This window comes from Pseudomonas sp. 1L-B-1-E-C1 (assembly GCF_057291835.1).
The window spans coordinates 390,138-410,496 of record NZ_JBXAWN010000001.1; the positions used below are offsets into that span (position 1 = coordinate 390,138).

Here is a 20,359-nt window from a genome sequence, read left to right on the forward strand (position 1 = left end):
CCGCAAAAGGACACTGAGTCAGGCGATGCAGTTTTTATCCGAAAGCCACGGCTGTGATGGCTGGAAAGGCGAAATGGCCGAACGCATTCGTGCGTTCGACTGGAGCCATACCGAACTGGGTCCGCTTGCCGACTGGCCGGCCAGCCTGTGCAGCACCGTGCAACTGATGCTGGCTTCGCCGTTGCCGATGGTCATGCTTTGGGGCAACGCCGGTTACATGATCTACAACGACGCCTATTCCGAATTCGCCGGCGGGCGCCATCCTTACCTGCTCGGCGCCCCGGTAGAGCTGGGCTGGCCGGAAGTCGCCGACTTCAACCGCCACGTCGTTGACACCTGCCTGGCCGGCGGCACTTTGTCCTACCGCAACAAGGAGTTGGTGTTGTTGCGCGACGGCGTGCCGGAAGACGTCTGGATGGATTTGTATTACAGCCCGGTCGCCAACGATGAAGGGGTGCCCGGCGGCGTCATGGCGATGGTCGTCGAGACCACCGAGCTGGTGCATTCCGAGCGCTTGCGCCAAGCGGCGGAGAATGCCTACCGCGCCGACAACGAACGCGTGCGTCTGGCACTCAATGCCGGAGCGCTGCTTGGCTCATTTGTCTGGGATATAAAAAACAATCGGTTCTCCGCCGATGAGCGTTTCGCTCGTACCTTTTCCTACCCGGCGGATCAGGACCTGAGCGATCTGCAACAAGACATCGCCGAGTCGCGCATTCATCCCGATGATCTGCCATGGGTTCAGGAGCGGGTCACCCACGCCATGCGCACCGGCGAACCGTACAACGCCGAATACCGCGTACAGCGTGCCGACGGCCAGTATTTGTGGGTGCTGGCCAGTGGTGCTTGCGAGTTTGATGAACAGGGCAAGCCGTTTCGTTTTCCCGGTGTACTGATCGACATTCATGAACGCAAGAATGCCGAAGAATCACTGCTCAAATTCACCCGCAACCTTGAACATCGCGTGGCCGCCGAAGTGGATGCGCGGCTGGCAGCTGAAGAGCAGTTGCGGCAATCGCAGAAGCTCGAAGCCATCGGTGGCCTGACCGGTGGTGTCGCCCATGACTTCAACAACTTGCTGCAAGTGATTGCCGGCAATCTGCATCTGCTCGCCCGGCATGAGCCGAACAATGCCAACGTGCAACGTCGGGTCGGCGCCTCGCTGGCGGCCGTGGAACGCGGTGCCAAATTGTCTTCGCAACTGCTGGCGTTTGCCCGTCGGCAACCGCTGTCACCGGCAGTGTGCAATCCGCAGCAGATTTTCGAAGGTGTCGGCGAATTGCTGCAACGGGCCTTGGGCGAAACCATTCAGATCGACGTGCAACTGCCGCCGCAGCCCTGGCACATCAACGTCGACCGCAATCAATTGGAAAACGCCATTCTCAATCTGGCGATCAACGCTCGCGATGCGATGAGAGGCGAGGGCGTTATTGGTCTCAACGCTGACAATGTGCGCCTGGACAGTGAATTCTGTGCTGGCAAAGGCATCGTTGCCGGTGAGTATGTCCGCGTTGCGGTCAGCGATACCGGGGTGGGCATCGCTCCGCAGATGCTCGAGCAGGTCTTCGAGCCGTTCTTCACCACCAAGGCCGACGGACAGGGTACCGGCCTCGGTTTGAGTATGGTCTTCGGCTTTGTCAAACAGAGCGGCGGCCACGTCGAGATCGACAGCAAGCTAGGCGAAGGCACGCGGGTGCAGCTGTATTTCCCGCGCAGTCTGCGCCCGGTCCGCGAAGAGTCGGTCAGTGTCGGCGAGCGCAAGGGCGGCGGCCACGAAACCATTCTTGTCGTGGAAGACAACGACGCAGTGCGAGCTTCGACGGTGGAGTTGTTGCGTGAAGAAGGTTATCGGGTAATGACGGCCGGCAACGGCGATGTCGCCATGCAAATGTTGCTGGAAGGCATCGAGATCGACATGATCTTCACCGACGTGGTCATGCCCGGCCTGATCAAGAGTTCGGATCTTGCCGCGTGGGCCAAAGTGCAGACGCCACCGGTGCCGGTGCTGTTCACCTCCGGCCACACCCGCGACATCATTTCCCGCGACCACCAGCTCAGTCCCGACACGCATTTGCTTGGCAAACCCTACAGTCCGCAAGCGTTGCTGCAGATGATTTGCGAGGTGCTCGGCACCTGAGGCCGAGCGCCGCAACGGTTTTTCAATAAAGGCAGGCCGATGACTTCCAAGCGCAATTCCAAAGCACCCGCCGGCATGGTTCGCGTGCGCGGCGCCCGCGAACACAACCTGAAGAAGGTTGATGTCGACATTCCGCGCGATGCGCTGGTGGTGTTCACTGGCGTCTCGGGTTCGGGCAAATCCTCACTGGCATTTTCCACGCTGTATGCCGAGGCCCAGCGGCGCTATTTCGAATCGGTGGCGCCGTATGCACGGCGGCTGATCGATCAGGTTGGCGTGCCGGATGTCGATTCCATCGAAGGTTTGCCGCCCGCCGTCGCCCTGCAACAACAGCGGGGCACGCCGAGCGCGCGTTCCTCGGTGGGCAGCGTGACGACGCTGTCGAGCCTGATCCGCATGCTCTACTCGCGCGCCGGCAGTTATCCGCCGGGGCAGCCGATGCTGTATGCCGAAGATTTTTCACCGAACACGCCGCAGGGCGCCTGCCCGGAGTGTCACGGACTAGGCCGCGTCTACGAAGTGACCGAAGCGCTGATGGTGCCTGACCCGAACCTGACCATCCGCCAGCGTGCCGTGGCGTCCTGGCCGCTGGCGTGGCAAGGGCAGAACCTGCGCGACATCCTTGTGACGATGGGCATCGACGTCGATATTCCCTGGAAGAAACTGCCGAAAAAACAGCGCGACTGGATTCTCTTTACCGAAGAAACGCCAACGGTGCCGGTGTACGCCGGATTGACCCCGGAAGAAACCCGTGTCGCCCTCAAACGCAAAATGGAACCGAGTTATCAGGGCACCTTCACTGGCGCCCGGCGCTACATCCTGCACACCTTCACTCATTCGCAAAGTGCGCTGATGAAGAAGCGCGTTTCGCAGTTCATGCGCGGCAGTCCCTGCCCGCTGTGCGAGGGCAAGCGGCTCAAGCGCGAGGCGTTGTCGGTCACCTTTGCTGGCTACGATATTGGCGAGCTTTCGCAAATGCCATTGCTGCAAGTGGCCGAAGTGCTGCGGCCGGTGGCCGCCACCAGTTATCTTGAACAGGCCGAGGAGAGCGGCGACACCCTCAGTCATGCGCAAACCCGCGAAGCCCGTCAGCAGCGGGTTGCCCATGGCGCCAGTGGTCATGCCAGCGCGCCGGACGTGCGCCACACGCCGAACCTGTCGCTGGAAAAACGTCTGGCGGCGCAACGCATCGCTGAAGATCTGCTGGAGCGCGTCAGTACGCTTACCGATCTCGGCCTGGGTTATCTGGCGCTGGAACGCAGTACGCCGACCTTGTCGTCTGGCGAGCTGCAGCGTTTGCGCCTGGCCACGCAACTGGGTTCGCAGCTGTTCGGGGTCATCTACGTACTGGATGAGCCGTCTGCCGGTCTGCATCCGGCGGATGGCGAGGCGCTGTTCGAGGCGTTGCAGCGGTTGAAGGCCGACGGCAATACGCTGTTCGTGGTCGAGCATGATGTCGAAACCATGCGCCGCGCCGACTGGCTGATCGATGTCGGTCCGGCAGCGGGCGAGAAGGGTGGGCGGGTGTTGTACAGCGGTCCGCCTGCGGGACTTGCTGATATTACAGATTCGCAGACCCGCGCTTATCTCTTCGCCGAAAACCAGCGCCCTGAGCGCGCCGCGCGCAAGCCGAGCGGGTGGCTGAAGCTGAACAGCGTCACGCGCAACAACCTGAATAATCTCAGCGCCGAATTCCCCTTGGGCTGTTTCACCTCGGTGACCGGAATATCGGGCTCCGGCAAGTCGAGTCTGGTCAGTCAGGCGCTGCTGGAACTGGTGGGCGCGCAGTTAGGCCGTCCGGTCGCCGAGGCCGAGTCAGAAGAACCGAGCCTGGAAGATGACACGCCAACCCCCAGCACTGGTCAGATCACCGCCGGGCTGGAGTCGATCAAGCGGCTGGTGCAGGTTGATCAGAAACCCATCGGCCGCACACCGCGTTCCAATCTGGCGACCTATACCGGGCTGTTCGACAACGTGCGCAAACTGTTCGCCGCGACGCCCGAGGCGCAAGCAGCGGGCTACGACGCCGGGCAGTTTTCCTTCAACGTCGCCAAGGGCCGTTGCGCCACCTGTGAAGGTGAGGGTTTTGTCAGCGTTGAGTTGCTGTTCATGCCCAGCGTGTATGCGCCGTGCCCGACCTGTCATGGCGCGCGGTACAACCCGCAGACACTGGCGGTTCTCTGGCAAGGCTTGAGCATCGCCCAGGTGCTGCAATTGACCGTCGATGAAGCGGTGGCAGTGTTTGCCGAACAGGCGGGGATTCGTCGATCGCTGGAGGTCTTGCGGGATATTGGCCTGGGTTATCTGCGCCTGGGGCAACCGGCTACGGAGTTGTCCGGCGGCGAGGCGCAGCGGATCAAACTGGCGACCGAGTTGCAGCGCAGTCAGCGTGGCGCGACCTTGTATGTGCTGGATGAACCGACTACGGGATTGCATCCAAGGGATGTCGATCGGTTGCTCGAGCAGCTCGATACGCTGGTGACGGCGGGGCATACGGTGATTGTGGTCGAACACGAAATGCGTGTAGTCGCGCAGAGCGACTGGGTGATCGACATCGGCCCCGGCGCCGGTGATCAGGGCGGCAGGATTGTGGCCGCCGGCACACCGCAGAAAGTCGCAGCGAACAAGAAGAGCAAGACTGCGCCGTTTCTGGCCCGTGCTTTGACCCGGTGATTGTGGCGCCCTGCCGGACGCCTTCGCGAGCAGGCTCGCTCCCACAGGTTTGATTGGGTTAACAGATAAGTGGTAACACAGGAGATCCTTGTGGGAGCGAGCCTGCTCGCGAAAGCGGAGTGTCAGTCGTAGATGAACTGACTGGCCGGACGCCTTCGCGAGCAGGCTCGCTCCCACAGGTTTGATTGGGTTAACCAGATAAGTGGTAACACAGCAGATCCTTGTGGGAGCGAGCCTGCTCGCGAAAGCGGAGTGTCAGTCGTAGATGAACTGACTGGCCGGACGCCTTCGCGAGCAAGCTCGCTCCCACAGGTTTGCAAAGTCTACCCAGAAAGGTGGTCACACCCCGGATCCCTTGTAGGAGTGAGCCTGCTCGCGATAGCGGAATGTCAGTAACAGATGCGTTCTGATCGGGCGCTATCGCGAGCAGGCTCACTCCCACAGTTTTGCAAGGTGTACCCAGAAAGGTGGTGACACTCCGGATCCCTTGTGGGAGTGAGCTTGCTCGCGAAAGCGGGGTGTCAGTCGTAGATGAACTGACTGGACGGGCGCCTTCGCGAGCAGGCTCGCTCCCACAGTTTTGCAAGGTGTACCCAGAAAGGTGGTCACACCCCGGATCCCTTGTAGGAGTGAGCTTGCTCGCGAAAGCGGGGTGTCAGTCGTAGATGAACTGACTGGACGGGCGCCTTCGCGAGCAAGCTCGCTCCCACAGTTTTGCAAAGTCAGCCCAGAAAGCTGGTCACACCCCGGATCCCTTGTAGGAGTGAGCCTGCTCGCGAACGCGGAGTATCAGTAACAGATGCGTTCACTGACCGGGCGCGATCGCGAGCAGGCTCACTCCTACAGTTTTGCAAGGTGTACCCAGAAAGGTGGTCACACCCGGATCCCTTGTGGGAGCGAGCTTGCTCGCGAAAGCGGAGTGCCAGTCGCAGATGGGTTCACTGACCGGACGCTATCGCGAGCAGGCTCGCTCCTACAGGGGGATGTGCGTTAATTCAGGCGCCATCGATTGTGCGGCGGACCTTGTCGAGCAGTTCGCTGATCTGAAACGGTTTGACCAGCATCTCCATGCCGCTGCCGAGGAAGACCTGGCGATTGATCGCGGTTTCGGCGTAGCCGGTCATGAACAGGATCGGCAGCCCTTCGTGCCAGCCGCGAGCGACATCGGCCAGTTCGCGACCGCTCATGCGCGGCAGACCGACGTCGGTCAGTAGCAGGTTGATAGATGAATCGTTCTGCAAACGCTCCAGTGCCGTTTCGATATCCGCTGCCTGTGTGCAGCGATAGCCGGCATCTTCAAGCACTTCAGTGACGAACAAGCGCACCGTGGCCATGTCTTCGACGATCAGCACATGCTCGCCACTGCCTTTGGCGTCAGGCACGGGCACAGGTGCGTCGGCGCCGGTCGGGTCGTTGGTGCCGGGCAGCATGATGGTCACTTCAGTGCCGCGCCGGGCAACGCTGCGGATGTGTGCGTCACCGCCCGACTGACGGGCGAAGCCGTAGATTGTCGACAAACCGAGCCCGGTGCCCTGGCCCAACGGTTTGGTGGTGAAGAACGGTTCAAACACCTTGTCGATCACGTTGTGTTCAATGCCGGTGCCGTCGTCGCGTACCGACAGCGCCACGTAAGCGCCATCGGCCAGATTCGGGTCGCCATGGGAATAGGCAGCGTAGGTGTTGACCCAGATATTGCCGCCGGAGGGCAGGGCATCGCGGGCGTTGATCACCAGGTTGAGCACCGCGCTTTCCAGCTGCACCGGATCCACCAGCGCAATCGCCGGTTTGTTGGTCAGTTCCAGCTTGAGGGTGATGCGCTCACCGATGGTGCGCACCAGCAATTCTTCCAGCGAGCGGACGTGCTCGTTGATGTCCACGGGCCGCGTATCAAGCGGCTGCTGACGAGCAAATGCGAGCAGACGATGGGTCAGCGAGGCCGCGCTCATCGCTGAGTTCAGCGCCGCTTCGGTGTAGAACTGCACCTTGTCCAGACGCTCATCCGCCACGCGTTTCTGGATCAGTTCCAGACTGGTGATGATCCCGGTCAGGAGATTGTTGAAGTCGTGGGCAATACCGCCGGTGAGCTTGCCCAGTGCATCCATTTTCTGTACTTGCAGCAATTGCGCTTCGGCGTGCACGCGCTCGGCAACTTCCTTGGCCAGTTGCGTGGTGGTGTCATCCAGCCGGGCCAGATGCGAGCGCTCGCGGTGGCGGTGTTCGGTGACATCTTCGACGAACACCAGGCTCAGCTCTGGCGTGCGATACGGCGAAATCTGCCATTGCGTCTCACGAACTTCACCCTGAACGCTCATGTTCAGTGTGCCTTTCCAGCGCTCGCCGTCCACCAGACGCAGACGCAGTTCGTCGAGGACCGAGCATTGATCTTCGGCGAAGCATTCACGCAGGGCCTGCGGGTCGCGGTTATCGACAATCAACTGGGCAAAGGCGTGGTTGCATTCATGCACTTTGAGACTGGCATCGAGCACCGCGATCGGCGCCGAAACGTTGGCGAAAATCTCGCGAAACCGCGCCTCGCTTTCGCGCAGGGCATTTTCCGTGTCGCGCACTCGCAGCAAGGTGCGCAACGTTGCCAGCAATACGTCGGGGTCGACCGGATGAATCAGATAGGCATCGGCGCCAGCGTTGAGGCCGGTGATGATGTCGCCGGTCTGAATCGACGCTGCCGAGACATGAATCACCGGCAGCAGTGCGGTGCGCGGATCGGCGCGCAGCAGGCGGACGATATCGAAACCGCTCATGTCCGGCAGGTTGACGTCGAGGATCAACGCATCGAGTGCTTCGCTCTCGATCAGGGCCAGGCCCTCGCTGCCAGTGCCGGCTTCGAGCACCGTGTACCCATGGCGCTCCAGGCGCCGGCGCAAGGCGTAACGGGTGGCGACGTTGTCATCGACAATCAACAGGCGGATGTCACGATTCATCGACGTTCTCCAGAGCGATTGCCAGCGGGATGATGACAAAGAACGTCGAGCCGACGCCTGGCGTACTCTCAACCCCGACTTCACCGCCCAGCAACGCGGCGAAACGCTTGCACAGCGACAGACCCAGACCAGTGCCGCGCAGGCGTTTCTGCAGTGGCGAATCAACCTGGGAGAAATCTTCGAACAGTGTGTCATGCAGTTCTGGCGCAATGCCGATGCCGGTGTCGCTGACGGCAAAGCGGACCTTGTTTTCGCCGGCCATGTGCGCCGACACCCGCACTTCACCCCGGGTGGTGAACTTCAGCGAGTTGGAAATGAAGTTGCGCAGGATCTGCCCGAGTTTCTTGTCGTCGGTGTACAGGCGGGGCAGACCACGCGGTTCTTCGAAGATCAGGTCGACTGCCGAAGCATCGACGATCGGGCGGAACATCCCGCGCAGGGCCGAGAACAGGTCGAACATGTCGAACCAGGCCGGCGAAATGCTGATGCGCCCGGCTTCGATCTTCGCCAGATCGAGCAGGTCATCGACCATGTCGCTGAGCTCGCGAGCCGCAGTGCTGACGAACGCCACCTGCTTGTGTTGTTCCAGACTGAGCGGGCCGTCGAGTTCGTCGGCGAGCAAACTGTTGATGCTCAGAATCGAACCCAGCGGCGTACGGAATTCATGGCTCATGTACGACAGGAAGCGGCTTTTCAGATCCGACGCCTGTCGCAGTTCTTCGGCCTGGTTGTCGAGCTCGGCGTACAGCGCCAGCACGCCCTGGTTGGTTTCATCGAGTTCTTCGCGCAGGGCAATGGTTTCGCGCTGCAACTGGGCGATGAGTGCGGCCTGTTCGGCATGGCTCAAGGTGGTCGGTTCAGCCATGGATGGCCTCCAGGGCAACAACCAGTACCGTCACGTCATCGCGCCCGCGACAGAAGTCACGGTGCAGGACGCTGGCTATCACGGCGGGGTGGCGATGCACCAGACCGGGGTAGTCTTTAAGGTTCCAACGGGACTGTAAGCCGTCGCTGTACATGATCAATAAATGTCCGTTCACGTGAGCATAGTCAAAGGGTTTGGCTTTACGGTACTGACCGCCGACGATACCGGGATGCGAAGCCAGGCCGCGCGATTTGCCGGGCTCGAGCAGACTGGCACCGATATTACCGACACCGGCGAACGTCAGGCAGTCGCGCTGGCTGTCGAACTGGGCAAAAGCCACGGCGCCGCCGCGAGTGCCGAGCATTTGCTGATGCAGGTCTTCCATCAATACCACAGGATCGGCAAACGGTGCCCGGGCAAATGCCTGTGCTCCGGCCAGGCCGGCGCGCTCGGCATCTTCGCCATGACCGAGGCCATCAACGATCAGCGCGCTGATCCGCGACCCTTCATACGACAAATGCCAGACATCGCCACAGGCCGGATCGGCGTGCAACGAATGCTGGCTGACCCCAAAATGGATATCGGCCTGCCGATCGCCGCGTGGAAAAATCCGCGCCAGCAGCACGGCGCCTCGGTGGTCGGCGTAAACATCAAACGCATCAGTCTGACGCGACACCGCGCCGAGCCCGATGCCTTGCGTACCGCCGGTGGAAAAGCCATCCGCCAGACACGCATCCAGATCGAAGCCCTGCGCGCGATCCACGGTCTGCATTTCGATGCCGAACGTGTTACCCGGTCTTGGCAGCACACGCAGGTGAAATTCACCGCGCTGGGCATGCTTGATCACGTTGCTGGCCAATTCCGTCGCGACCAGCGCCACGCGCCCGGCATCGTTTTCGTCGAAGCCATGCTGCTCGGCGAGTTTTTGCGCAGTGCGCCGGGCGTGACCGATCTGACTGCTGTCTTCGATCGGCAAGACTTGGGTCAACGACCCGGTGATATTCATGTCCATCGTGTGATCGTAATGCGCGTGCCTTTACCGGGCTCAGTGTCGAGTTCGAATTCATTGACCAGACGTTTCGCGCCGGTGAGGCCCAGGCCAAGACCGCTGCCGGAGGTCCAGCCGTCGGTCATCGCCAGTTTGATGTCGGGGATGCCCGGGCCTTCGTCGCGGAAAGTGATACGCAACCCGACACGGCCGTTCTCCTCGAGGATCTGCCAGTCCATGTCGCCACCGCCGCCATAGACCATGGTGTTGCGCGCCAGCTCGCTGACGGCGGTCACCAGTTTGGTCAGGTCGATCAGGCGCATGCCGCATTCGGTGGCGAGCTTGCGCGTGGTCTGGCGGGCCAGTACCACGTCCTGTTCAATGAGAATGGGTTGAGTACCGCTGCTGCGCACGGTCATTGTGCAAGTACTCGTTCCCGCAGCAGTTTCATTCCGCGTTCGACGTTGAGCGCGGTGCTGACACCCGGCAACGTCATGCCCAGCTCAACCAGGGTAATCGCCACTGCCGGCTGCATGCCGACCAGTACGGTTTCGGCGTCCATGATTTTCGATAGACCGGAAATCGTGCCGATCATGCGCCCGATGAACGAATCGACCATGTCCAGCGCCGAAATGTCGATCAACACCCCACGGGCCGAGGTCTTGCTGATGCGCTCGGACAGATCGTCCTGCAGGGTCATCGCGAGTTGATCATGCATGTCGACCTGAATGGTCACCAGCAGGAATTCGCCCATTTGGAGAATCGGAATACGTTCCATGGTCAAACCGTCTTGACGAGGCTGACACCCAAGCGGGTCAGGGCCAGTTTCAAGGCGTCGGCCAGGTTGGCCTTGGTCACCACGCCTTGCAGATCCAGACCGAGGTGGACGATGGTCTGCGCAATTTGCGGACGCACGCCGCTGATGATGCAATCAGCGCCCATCAGGCGAATCGCGGTCACGGTTTTCAGCAGGTGCTGGGCAACCAGCGTGTCGACGGTCGGCACGCCAGTGATATCGATAATGGCGATTTCCGAACCGGTGTCGACGATACGCTGCAGCAGCGATTCCATGACCACTTGGGTGCGCTGCGAATCGAGGGTGCCGATCATGGGCAAGGCGAGGACGCCGTCCCACAGCTTGACCACCGGGGTCGACAGCTCCAGCAGTTCTTCCTGCTGACGCTTGATCACTGCTTCGCGGGATTTCTGGAAGGTGCCGATGGTGTGCATGCCGACAGTGTCGAGCAGTTCGGACATTTCCAGCAGTTGTTCCGCGAGCAACGCCGGTTGGTCTTGATAATGATTCTGCAGCACCGCGAAGATCGGGCCTTTGAGCGCGAAAATGAAATTGGCGGTTTGCTGCGAATCCTGGCCGAGCAGGGCACGGCTCTGGGAGAGTTTTTCAAGGAATTGGCGAATTTCTTCCCAGCCTGTGGCGGTGATCTTGCTGCCGTTGCCGTTTTCCAGGCCAGCCAGCAGCAGGGTCAGCAGATCGCGGGTCTGCTGAGCAAGGTCGTGTTCTTTGAGATTGCGCGTGGCGCCGCTGGCTTCGAGGCGTTTGGTCCATTCGCTCAACAGCTGCGTCTGGTTGTTCTTGATTGCTTCGACTGTGCTGTTCTGCAGTGCTGCCATGTGCGTATCGCTCCGTTACATAAGGGGGCCGGCTCGGCGAAATGACCGGCGCGAATTGACTGACATTTGCCGCTTGAAATAGTTGTTCATCCAGCGGTGTATTTTCTGCCTGCCGCGTCGAACGCCCGGTAACTCTAGTCGGCGTGGCGGCAGGCAACGATCTTTTGAACGAATCAACGGCGTCAGGCTTCGAATCTGCATGCCCGACATTTTCCAGTCGTGCTGGAAAAAAGAGGCAGGACTATGAATGAGGTGGATATGAACGAGCAAGCGCCGCAACAGCAAAATCAGTCCTCAGAGTCAATTAACCGCAACGACCCGGCCATCGACCCGCAAACACCGGGGCAAACTACTCCCGCGCCGGCTGAAGAAGGGCAGGCGGACAGCGCGGCTGCCGAGGTCGATCAGAAGCAGCATCACAATGACAACAGCAATGACTTCAGCCCCGGCTTCAAGCCTGACCCGGACCGTCCCGCACCGGGCGAAAGCACCGACGCCGATATCGACACCGATGGCGGTTGACCGCTCTAACGCAAAAAGGCCGCATCGATGGATGCGGCCTTTTTTATTGCCTGGGCGTTTATTTGCTCGGGTGTTTGGCTTGCAGCTCTTTGGCGTGGGCCAGATGTTTTTCCAGCGCTGGCAACATTTTCTGCGCGAAGGCTTTCAGTTCTGTAGCGCCTTTGGTTTTGTCGTCGGTCACAGTGTTCGCCTGTTTCTTGAACAGCTCGATGGTTTCTTCGTGCGCCTTTACCTGGTTGTTGGCGTAGGCGGCATCGAAGGATTCATCGCGTACTTCGAGAATCTTTTCCTTGGCCTGCTTGACCAGGGTGGTGGTGTCCGGGACTTCGATGTCGTTGGCTTTGGCAATCGCCGCCAGCTCATCGTTGGCCTTGCTGTGATCAGTGATCATCTGGTTGGCAAAGGCTTTGATGTCGGCGGACTGGCTTTTTTCCAGAGCCAGGCGACTGGTTTCGATTTCGGCGATGCCACCAGCAGCGGCGTTATCGACAAAATCATTGTCAGTCGCGGCAAAGGCGCTGCCCATGCCGGCAGACAGTGCAACAGCCAGAGCGAGATGACGCAGGTTGAATCCGTCCATTGGGTATCTCCACGCAGGTTTTTGTGAGCGTTATGCAATGGAGCGAGCGCAGGCGCCAAAGGTTTTATCGCATTTACGACAGGGCGACGAACGGCAACCGCTGGTCTGACAGGGAGTCGACAGATGCCATTGCGCAAGGCCATGCTGATAATGAGTCAGCGCATCGGTCGCGCTGGTTGTCGATCAAACTGATGGAGGTGTTTCATGCCGGTTTCACACGATCTGTATCAGGACCTGGGCTGCAAGAAGGAAGAGATCGAGCAAAAACGCTCCGAGGATCCGAAGCTGGATTCGCTGCTCAACAAGTATTTCGATGTCGATAAAGCGGTAGTCGAGGCCGAGAACGCCCAGTCAGACGCCCCCACTGACAACGAGCTGAAAAAGCTCAAAGAGAAGCGTGTGATCGTCAAGGAACAGATCGTCGCCCAACTGGCCGGGCAGCCGCTGACGGGACAGTAATCCTCCGACCCGTGGTCGCCCTCTGAAGGGAACGGCGACGGCCAACGGCACCTCCAATGTGCAGAGTCTGCAAACCATCGACTCGTTGCGAGGTGCCACATGAACGACCCCAGATTCCCCAGTGAAGAGCAGGGCGGCTTCGACCCGATTCCCACCGGTCCTGAACCGAACAGCCCGGCGCATACCACTGCGCATCCCGAAGAACCGGTCGAGGAGCTTCCGGAAGACGAAGATCCGGACAAGTTCGATAGATCCAGCAACTGACAGACCGCTATCGCGAGCAGGCTCACTCCTACAATTTGAAATCCGTCCCCCTGTAGGAGCGAGCCTGCTCGCGAAGGCGTCAGTCCATTCCCCGCAAATCCGGCAGGCTTATTTCAGAGCCGAATCCAACCCCATCCTGCCCATATGCCCCGCCTTCAACGAGCCGAAATACAACCACTGCCCGTACTCGCGCACGGTAGTGATCGGCGAGTAATTGCCATCGCTCGCATCCTGCAGATTGGCGATCACCTTGCCGTCCAGATCCAGTCCGAGGACAAACCCACGCTTCTCCACAGGCTTGGGCAAGACCGTCAACGCCCGGACGATCATCTTGCGCAAAAACGGATGTTCAGCCGTGCCGTCGAGCAAGGCATTGCGCGGCGCATACAGCGCTACCCAGAAACGGTTGCTGCCATTGAACGAGAGGTTGTCCGGCAGCCCCGGCAAGTTGTCGATGAACACATCATTGGTGCCGGCCTTCGGCCCGCTAAGCCAGTAGCGGCTGATGCGATAAGCGCCGGTCTCGTTGACCAGCACATAGGCCTCGTCCGGGCCAAGAGTGACGCCGTTGGCAAATTGCAGTTTGTCGAGCAGCACGCTGGTCTTGCCGGTCTGGAAGTCGTAGCGCAGCAAACGCCCGTCGGCGCCGTGTTCGATGATTGCCTCGCCGTCCTGGCCGTAGCCCCAGCGACTGGAGGCATCGCTGAAGTAGGCGTAGTGGCCTGACTTGTCGACCGCCACATCATCAGTGAATCCAAATGGCACACCGTTGGCCTCGGTGGTCAAGGGGATCATTTGTCCATGTGCATCCAGCGACAGCAAACCCTTGACCGCATCGGCAATCACCAGCATGCCGTTCGGATGACGGGCCAGGCCCAAGGGGCGGCCACCGGTGTCGGCCAGCACTTTGCGCTGCGTGCCGTCGAGGCTGCTGCGAATCAGCCTGCCGTCATGTAATCCGGTGATGAGGAAGTCGTCCTCCAGCAACAAGGCTTCGGGGCCTTCGATGTCGCTCGGCCCGACCTTCACCACACCTTTGAGGCGCTTGTTGTCCGCGTAGATACCTTCTTTAAGCGAGGGTGCCGGTGGCGGTGTCCAGGCCAGCGGTTCGACTTTGGTTGGCAGCAAAAGCAAGAAGGCGATGACGAGAACGAGCAGCAGGCCCGGCAGATGACGTAATTTCACGCGCTGGCCCTCGCCGCGCCGATGAACTGCGCGGCCGTGGCGCGCAGGGCGAGCATGGACGCCGCAGACTCGCGTTCGATGCGCCGCTTGAGCAACAGGCGATTGGCGAGGCGCATGAGCAAGCCGTCAAAGCGATATTCCAGCGTACGCACGAAGCGCGTACCGCCAGCCTCCGCCGAGCATTCGTAAGTCAGTCGCAGCGACAAGCCCTGATCACTTTGCGCGCCTGCGCACCAGCGCCGTCCCGGCAGATATTCCATCACTTCCCAGCGCAAATGCCCGGCACGTCCGCCGGCATGAATGTCCTCTTCGAAGTGCGCACCGGCATGCAGTGGACCTTGCGGACCGTCAATCTTCAATGAGGAGGGATGCCAGTCCGGCCAGTGAGTCACGCTGGCGGCATAGGCCAGCACGGCGACAGGTTCGCCGGCGATATCGGTCTCGTGCTGCATGCGCGTCATGGGCATTCTCGAATAACTCAAAGGGGCGGATTCCGGCTCGCAATACAGCGTACCGAACAGGTAGTCCATCAAGGGCAGTACGATGTTGAAGTTGCGTTCCTGCATGCGCTCGCGGCGATGATGCAATTCATGCAGACGGCGCATCTGGCGAATCCACGGCAAACGGGTCAACGGGTTTTGCGGCGGTAGATGTTCGCAGGCATGGAACACTTCGTAGAGCAGATAACCAAGCACCATGCACCCGGCAAACAGTCCGGCGACATTGCCGTTGACCTGCGCGAGCAGCCACCACAGGGGCAGGGTGATCAGCAGCGTATGAATCACGATCAGCCAGGCCGGAAACAGGATCACTCGCCAGTCCCGGGCGCTGTCGTAGGTCATGTGGCCGGGGGTGAAAAAGCTGTGATGGTCGCCCGCATGCCGGGCGTAGAACATCTTCGCGAACGATTTTTTGTGATGCCCCAGATGGCGATGAACCATGTACACGGCGAAGTTGAACAGCAGCAGCGTGAGCGGCACTGTCAACCATTCCAGCCTATTTACCGCATGCACCGTGCTCCAGAATCCGGCGACCGCAAGAATGCCGAACAGCAACACAAACGCGCCATGCAGCCACGGGTTGTACAAAGGATGAATGGCCGCGCGGTAGCGGCTGCGAAATGCTTCGGTGGTCTGCCTCAACGCTTTTACCTGCGGGTATTGTTGTTATACCCGGCAGATTAGCCGATCCGCTGACTTGTGCAGGGCGAACCTTGAGGCCACAAGCGCCATGCTCTGGACTGAAGCAGTGGTGTCAGCTCAACGGGTTCCAGCGTTGCGACCAGTCGTCATCGGTGCGGATCACTTCGCGCAACAGATCGAAGGCCTGTTGCAGCACTGTCGAGTCGCGATCGCGCGAATACACCAGATAGGTCGGATAGCCGAATTCCGGGGCTTTAGTGACGGCTTCCAGCGCGCCGGTTTCCAGATACGTACGCACGACGCGTGTGCGGAAATAGCCGCTGCCGCCGTTTTCGAGAATGTATTGCAGGGCCAGCGGGCCCAGGTTGAAGCTCAGCGCGGCTTTGGCTTTTTCCGGCAGGGCGGCGTCGTGCTGGCGACGGAAGTCCGGGCCCCAATCGATGTAGACGTAAGGGTCGGGACGTTCAGGAGCGCGCACCAGAATCAGTTTTTCCTCCAGCACCTGCTCGACCTGCAATCCCGGCCAGTATTCAGGTTGATAAACCAGCGCCGCATCGAGCACTCCGAGTTCGAGCTGGCGCAGCAGATTTTCGCCATCGCGAATCTCCATGCGCAGTGCGTGTCCGGGAATTTTCTCACGCAGTTGCGCCGCCCAACTGAGCATCAAGGGATTGCACAGACTGACTTCGCCACCGATGTGCAGAACGTTGTGATAACCCTCGGGCAGCGGCAAGTCGCGGCGCGCGGCTTCCCAGGTCTGCACCAGTTGATTGGCGTAGATCACGAACGCTTCGCCATTGGCCGTCAGTTTCGCCCCGGCGCGATTGCGCACGAACAGCGTGCTGCCCAACTGGCTCTCGAGTTTCTGCACCCGCGCGGTGATCGCGGTTTGCGTGACGAACAGCTTCTGCGCAGCGGCCGCAAGACTGCCGTGACGGACGATTTCGAGGAAGGTGCGGGCGAGGTCGATGTCCATGGGGGCAGGGCCGGTATTTGGAGGTGGGGCGCATTGTAAGTCAAAAGCCCATCACCCCGGCCCACTCCAGCATCGACTGGATTTCCTGATTCGATGCATGGCGTCGGACACTACGGTCAGTTCCCTCTCCCTGGGGAGAGGGCCAGGGTGAGGGGAAAGCCGACGCCATAAGATCAACTGGCCAACTCGGTCCGCTCAAGCAAGCCCACCCGCGCCCAATCCTCTACCAATCGCGCCGGCGTGCCACACCCCCCGCGCTTGTAAACAAAGTGGCTGCATTTTTCGGCAAACCGATTGCGGTCATGCAGCATGTCCTCCTGCATTTGCTCCAGCTCAGCCTTCCGGCATCGACGGATCAGTGCCTGATCGATCCGCGACTTGCGTTCACGCACTGCCGCATAGGTCGGATCGCTCAAGACGCTATTGGCTCGCTGCAAGAGCCACAGGGAAAACTCATCCGGGCAACGCGGCCCAATCTCCTGAATCATGCCCAGCTGCCAGGCCTCAATCGCGCTCACCGGCAAGCAGGCTTGAGTCAGTTGCTCGGCCATCGCCGGGCCGACGGCGCGCGGCAGGCTGTAGGTCCAGTATTCGGAACCGTATAAGCCCATGCTCTTGTAGTGCGGATTGAGCACGATATCGGCACGGGCAAAAACAAGATCCGCCGCCAGCGCCAGCATTACACCGCCCGCGCCGGCGTTGCCGGTTACGCCACTGACTACCAATTGCCGGGCGCTGAGCAGTTCGGCGCAAACATCGTCAATCGCCTGAATATTGGCCCAGGCTTCAGCCCCCGGATCTTGCGCAGCCTGAATCACATTCAGGTGCACGCCGTTGGAAAAACTGCCCCGGCCGCCCCTGATCAACAGCACTTGCGTATCCCTGGCCTTGGCCCAGCGCAGTGCCTCGACCAGGCGCTGGCATTGCTCGGTGCTCATCGCGCCGTTATAGAACTCGAACGTCAGTTCTCCGACATGCCCCGATTCGCGGTAACGAATCGGTTGGTAGGCTTCGTCGCTGAACGGCTGTGTAGCAAGCGACCAGTCCAGTACCGGCACGTCGGCCAAGTGCCGGGCCAACACGTGCCGTGCCGGTTGCTTGAAGGTTTCTTCGCAGGCGTGAGGTTTGCGCCGCAACGAACCGATCCACAGGCTTTGATCACCCGTTGCAACAAGCACGGCGTCGTCGTGCACCGCGAGAATCTCGCCGGGCCTGCCGCTGCGCGAATCGAGGTGCGCGTCATACAGGTAATACTGACCGCCAGCCAGGCTCGCCAGCACGCCCGGCTGGCCGTCCGCCGCGTCGATGCAGCGCTTGATGAAGCGCGCGCAATCTTGCCAGCTGAAACTGCGATCAGCCTGCTTCATGTTTGGTTGCAGACTGCCGCGCACGCTGGGAGCGGCATAGTCCAGCTCGACCGGTTGAAACCCTTCGACGAATTTTTCCACGACTTCGCGGATACACACCATCGCCGCATCGCTGACCCGGCCGTTATACAGCTCGGATTTGCGCAAGCCCGCGGGCAGATTGAATTCGCAGGTGGCCCACACTGGGCCGGCGTCCATTTCTTCGACCGCTTGCAGTGCGGTGACTCCCCAGACCGAGAGTTCGTTAGTGATCGCCCAGTCCAGCGCACTCGCGCCGCGGTCGCCAACGATGCCGGGATGAATGATCACCACCGGACGCCGGGAATCGCTCCACAGCGCCTGTGGCACTCGGTCCTTGAGAAACGGGCAGATCACCAGATCGGCGCCGCTGTGCTCGATCTGTTCACATACCGCAGCTGCGTCGGTAAACAGCACCACGCTGGGCGAGTGCCCGGCCTGACGCAGTTCCAGCCAGGCCCGTTGCGTCAGGCCGTTGAACGCTGACGCCAGCAGAATGATCTTGAGCGATTGCATGAGGATTCTTCCTTGAGTGAGATCGGCCGCAGGCTCCCGGTGAGCCTTCCTTGGCTGTCGATGGAGCGGGGAGAGTACGCAGTGCTTGCATGTACACAGCTGACCGAGGTCAAGGTTGTGTCAGGCAAGGCGTCAATTCAGGCGCTGAAATTCCGTTTAAGTCCTACGGAAACAGGCGTAGTTCGATCAGTTGCGTGGATATTTCTGACGACTTTTTCAGGTTGGTCGTCGGACGCTGGGTCTATAGCATCAGTCGTGACATTGAAGTCATCGAGCGCACAGATCGCTCTGGACCCGGACAAAGGATGGACTATGCGAATCCCACTGATTGAAAGCCCTACACCTGCTTACTCCCCTCGCCACTACTGGCGCGACGACCGCGCCAGATGCCCCTCGGAGGACGTCGCCATGCCGACTGCCAAAGCGCCCCGGCTCACGGGTTTGAAGAAGCTCGAGGGCAAGCCTCTGGAGTTGCTGTTGCGCGGGCAGGATAGCGGCGACGACCCGATGCTCATCCTGCGTTGCACGAGCGAAGGGTTTGAGCTGCCCGATGTGGTCAACATGATTGCATCCTCCGAGCTGTATCAGCAGGGAGAGATGGTCAAACGTATCACCGGCAAATCTGTGAGAACCGTGCGACGTCTGCTCAAGGAAAACATGCCGGTGCGCCTGGACACGCCGCAGAGCATCATCGCTTATCAATATGCCGCGGCGCTGGAGCTGGCCATTGAAGTGTTCGGGCGCCAGGCCAAGGCCGAATCATGGCTGGAGCAACGCGCTACTTACTTCTACGGTTATGTGCCGCTCGATCTGGTTGGACATGCGTTGGGGTTCAGGATGGTGGAGGAATACCTGAACCAGATCAAATACGGGGTTTATCAATGAACCCCTTGCCCTGGGATGATCGCTGGTACGCCTGGCGGCTGGATCGCGAGGTGTACAGCGAAACCTGGAATAGCGGTCTGGGGTCGAAACGGGACGGCGGGCGCTGGAATACTCCCGGGCGGCGAGTCGTTTATGCGTCGGTCGACCCATCTACAGCGATTCTGGAGGTGGCGGCCCATGGCAGTTTCGATGCGCTTGATCAGGAACCCTACGTGTTGACCTGTTTTGAAATCACCCACGACGCCAGCGTCAGGATCGTGCAGCCGGAAGATGTTCCCAATCCGCATTGGCTCACCCCGATCAAAACCTCACCCAACCAGCGAAAGTTTGCCGACGCACTGTTGGCTGAACACCCGTTTATTCTGGTGCCTTCGGTGGCAACCCGACACTCGTGGAATTTACTGGTGAGCTGCGATCTGGCGGAAGGTCAGTTCCGAATGGTCTCGCAAGAGCGGTTTGGGCTGGATACGCGGTTGTTGCAGGAGGTTTGACGTATCGGCCAGGCCCTGCGGATCCAAGAGCACACTTGTCAGGTTCCGGAAGGGCTTCGGAGCAGATGAGCCGCTGCCAGCTACATTCGCGGCGGCTCGCACTGTAGGTTTGGAATGAGGCTTTAAACCAATGTTTAGATCCGGTACATTTCGCGCCCACGCTTATACAAGGAAGTACACGATGGCAAAGCCTGCCGCTCGACTCAGTGATCTTAATGCATGCCCGGTTACCGGCCATGGCACTAACCCCACCAACAGTGGTTCCGGTGACGTAAACATCAACGGAATGCCCGTTTTGCGTGTGGGAGACACCACAGCTTGCGGTGATATTGTCACCGAAGGCATCAGTAATATTTTGATCAATGGCAAGCCAATTGCCTTCTTGGGCAGTGCTACGGCCCACGGTGGCATGATAATCACAGGCTCAGGCGACGTTTTTGTTGGCACCCAGGTCGGCTCCGCACCTTTCTCCCCAATTATCACTGTTCCTAAACACAGCGAGCGCTTCCAACTGGTTGATGAGACCACCGGCGACGCTATCCCCGACATGCTCTATTGCATCGAAACCGGTGACGGCCAGCGTCTCGTAGGCCATACCGATAGTCACGGTAACGCCGCGCGAGTATTTACGGCCGACCCGACTTCGATAGTTGTGCAGTGGGGTAAGGAAGCTGCCGCCCATCTCGACGCGCTCGGCATAGATTACTAAGGGAGGTGCGA

19 protein-coding genes are annotated in these 20,359 nt (G+C 60.1%); 8 read left to right on the forward strand and 11 right to left on the reverse strand.

Annotated elements, in window-relative coordinates; genetic code table 11:
* The first annotated feature begins 25 nt into the window (after window positions 1–25).
* Both AC0Z4S_RS01625 and AC0Z4S_RS01630 read left to right on the forward strand, forming a co-directional pair.
* Complete coding sequence (locus AC0Z4S_RS01625; protein WP_485621796.1) at window positions 26–2,137, forward strand: ATP-binding protein; 2,112 nt, start codon at window positions 26–28, stop codon at window positions 2,135–2,137.
* A 39-nt stretch (window positions 2,138–2,176) separates the two neighbouring features.
* Window positions 2,177–4,810 carry an excinuclease ABC subunit UvrA gene (locus AC0Z4S_RS01630; protein ID WP_485621797.1) on the forward strand — a complete coding sequence of 878 codons (2,634 nt, stop codon included), beginning with the start codon at window positions 2,177–2,179 and terminating at the stop codon, window positions 4,808–4,810.
* 995 nt (window positions 4,811–5,805) lie between these two features.
* On the opposite strand, the gene AC0Z4S_RS01635 is transcribed toward AC0Z4S_RS01630, so the two are convergent.
* The 6 genes from AC0Z4S_RS01635 to AC0Z4S_RS01660 are packed head-to-tail and all read right to left on the reverse strand — an operon-like array spanning window position 5,806 to window position 11,234.
* The gene (locus AC0Z4S_RS01635) at window positions 5,806–7,749 is read right to left on the reverse strand and encodes a response regulator (protein WP_253501196.1); all 1,944 of its coding nucleotides are present in this window, start codon (window positions 7,747–7,749) and stop codon (window positions 5,806–5,808) included.
* Entirely contained in the window at window positions 7,739–8,614 is an 876-nt protein-coding gene (locus tag AC0Z4S_RS01640; protein ID WP_253501198.1) for a sensor histidine kinase, read from the reverse strand. Before AC0Z4S_RS01640 ends, AC0Z4S_RS01635 begins: the two co-directional genes overlap by 11 nt.
* Window positions 8,607–9,620, reverse strand: coding sequence for an ATP-binding protein (locus AC0Z4S_RS01645; RefSeq protein WP_253505218.1), 1,014 nt, complete (start codon window positions 9,618–9,620; stop codon window positions 8,607–8,609). Before AC0Z4S_RS01645 ends, AC0Z4S_RS01640 begins: the two co-directional genes overlap by 8 nt.
* A complete protein-coding gene (locus AC0Z4S_RS01650; RefSeq protein ID WP_016774465.1) occupies window positions 9,617–10,021 on the reverse strand; it encodes an anti-sigma regulatory factor in 405 nt (134 codons plus the stop codon). The genes AC0Z4S_RS01645 and AC0Z4S_RS01650 overlap by 4 nt, the downstream gene beginning before the upstream one ends.
* Entirely contained in the window at window positions 10,018–10,380 is a 363-nt protein-coding gene (locus tag AC0Z4S_RS01655; protein WP_329514067.1) for an STAS domain-containing protein, read from the reverse strand. The genes AC0Z4S_RS01650 and AC0Z4S_RS01655 overlap by 4 nt, the downstream gene beginning before the upstream one ends.
* 2 nt (window positions 10,381–10,382) lie before the next feature.
* On the reverse strand, window positions 10,383–11,234 hold the full coding sequence (locus AC0Z4S_RS01660; protein ID WP_471879775.1) for an STAS domain-containing protein: 852 nt from the start codon (window positions 11,232–11,234) through the stop codon (window positions 10,383–10,385).
* Window positions 11,235–11,492: 258 nt separating this feature from the next.
* Between AC0Z4S_RS01660 and AC0Z4S_RS01665 the strand changes: the two genes are divergently transcribed.
* Window positions 11,493–11,756: a hypothetical protein gene (locus tag AC0Z4S_RS01665; protein ID WP_485622094.1), complete on the forward strand. Its 264-nt coding sequence runs from the start codon at window positions 11,493–11,495 to the stop codon at window positions 11,754–11,756.
* 58 nt (window positions 11,757–11,814) lie between these two features.
* Here the strand turns inward: AC0Z4S_RS01665 and AC0Z4S_RS01670 are convergent, their stop codons facing one another.
* The gene (locus AC0Z4S_RS01670; protein WP_471879774.1) at window positions 11,815–12,336 is read right to left on the reverse strand and encodes a DUF4142 domain-containing protein; all 522 of its coding nucleotides are present in this window, start codon (window positions 12,334–12,336) and stop codon (window positions 11,815–11,817) included.
* Between the two features lie 204 nt (window positions 12,337–12,540).
* Between AC0Z4S_RS01670 and AC0Z4S_RS01675 the strand changes: the two genes are divergently transcribed.
* Both AC0Z4S_RS01675 and AC0Z4S_RS01680 read left to right on the forward strand, forming a co-directional pair.
* A complete protein-coding gene (locus tag AC0Z4S_RS01675; protein WP_485621798.1) occupies window positions 12,541–12,795 on the forward strand; it encodes a hypothetical protein in 255 nt (84 codons plus the stop codon).
* A gap of 99 nt (window positions 12,796–12,894) precedes the next feature.
* Window positions 12,895–13,059 (forward strand): hypothetical protein, encoded by a 165-nt coding sequence (locus AC0Z4S_RS01680; protein ID WP_253501204.1) that lies wholly within the window; start codon window positions 12,895–12,897, stop codon window positions 13,057–13,059.
* 108 nt (window positions 13,060–13,167) lie between these two features.
* On the opposite strand, the gene AC0Z4S_RS01685 is transcribed toward AC0Z4S_RS01680, so the two are convergent.
* The 4 genes from AC0Z4S_RS01685 to AC0Z4S_RS01700 all read right to left on the reverse strand — a co-directional run bounded on the left by AC0Z4S_RS01685 (window position 13,168) and on the right by AC0Z4S_RS01700 (window position 18,263).
* A complete protein-coding gene (locus AC0Z4S_RS01685; protein ID WP_485621799.1) occupies window positions 13,168–14,244 on the reverse strand; it encodes an SMP-30/gluconolactonase/LRE family protein in 1,077 nt (358 codons plus the stop codon).
* On the reverse strand, window positions 14,241–15,386 hold the full coding sequence (locus AC0Z4S_RS01690) for a sterol desaturase/SRPBCC family protein (RefSeq protein ID WP_485621800.1): 1,146 nt from the start codon (window positions 15,384–15,386) through the stop codon (window positions 14,241–14,243). Before AC0Z4S_RS01690 ends, AC0Z4S_RS01685 begins: the two co-directional genes overlap by 4 nt.
* 112 nt (window positions 15,387–15,498) lie before the next feature.
* The gene (locus AC0Z4S_RS01695; protein WP_253501210.1) at window positions 15,499–16,362 is read right to left on the reverse strand and encodes a LysR family transcriptional regulator; all 864 of its coding nucleotides are present in this window, start codon (window positions 16,360–16,362) and stop codon (window positions 15,499–15,501) included.
* Window positions 16,363–16,535: 173 nt separating this feature from the next.
* Entirely contained in the window at window positions 16,536–18,263 is a 1,728-nt protein-coding gene (locus tag AC0Z4S_RS01700) for a hydrogenase maturation protein (RefSeq protein WP_485621801.1), read from the reverse strand.
* A 12-nt stretch (window positions 18,264–18,275) separates the two neighbouring features.
* Here AC0Z4S_RS01700 and AC0Z4S_RS01705 point away from each other — a divergent pair, with 12 nt between their 5' ends.
* The 3 genes from AC0Z4S_RS01705 to AC0Z4S_RS01715 all read left to right on the forward strand — a co-directional run bounded on the left by AC0Z4S_RS01705 (window position 18,276) and on the right by AC0Z4S_RS01715 (window position 20,348).
* Entirely contained in the window at window positions 18,276–19,148 is an 873-nt protein-coding gene (locus AC0Z4S_RS01705) for an antitoxin Xre/MbcA/ParS toxin-binding domain-containing protein (protein ID WP_485621802.1), read from the forward strand.
* Entirely contained in the window at window positions 19,145–19,639 is a 495-nt protein-coding gene (locus AC0Z4S_RS01710; RefSeq protein ID WP_253501216.1) for an RES family NAD+ phosphorylase, read from the forward strand. The genes AC0Z4S_RS01705 and AC0Z4S_RS01710 overlap by 4 nt, the downstream gene beginning before the upstream one ends.
* 181 nt (window positions 19,640–19,820) lie before the next feature.
* A complete protein-coding gene (locus AC0Z4S_RS01715; protein WP_485621803.1) occupies window positions 19,821–20,348 on the forward strand; it encodes a PAAR domain-containing protein in 528 nt (175 codons plus the stop codon).
* Window positions 20,349–20,359: the final 11 nt, after the last annotated feature.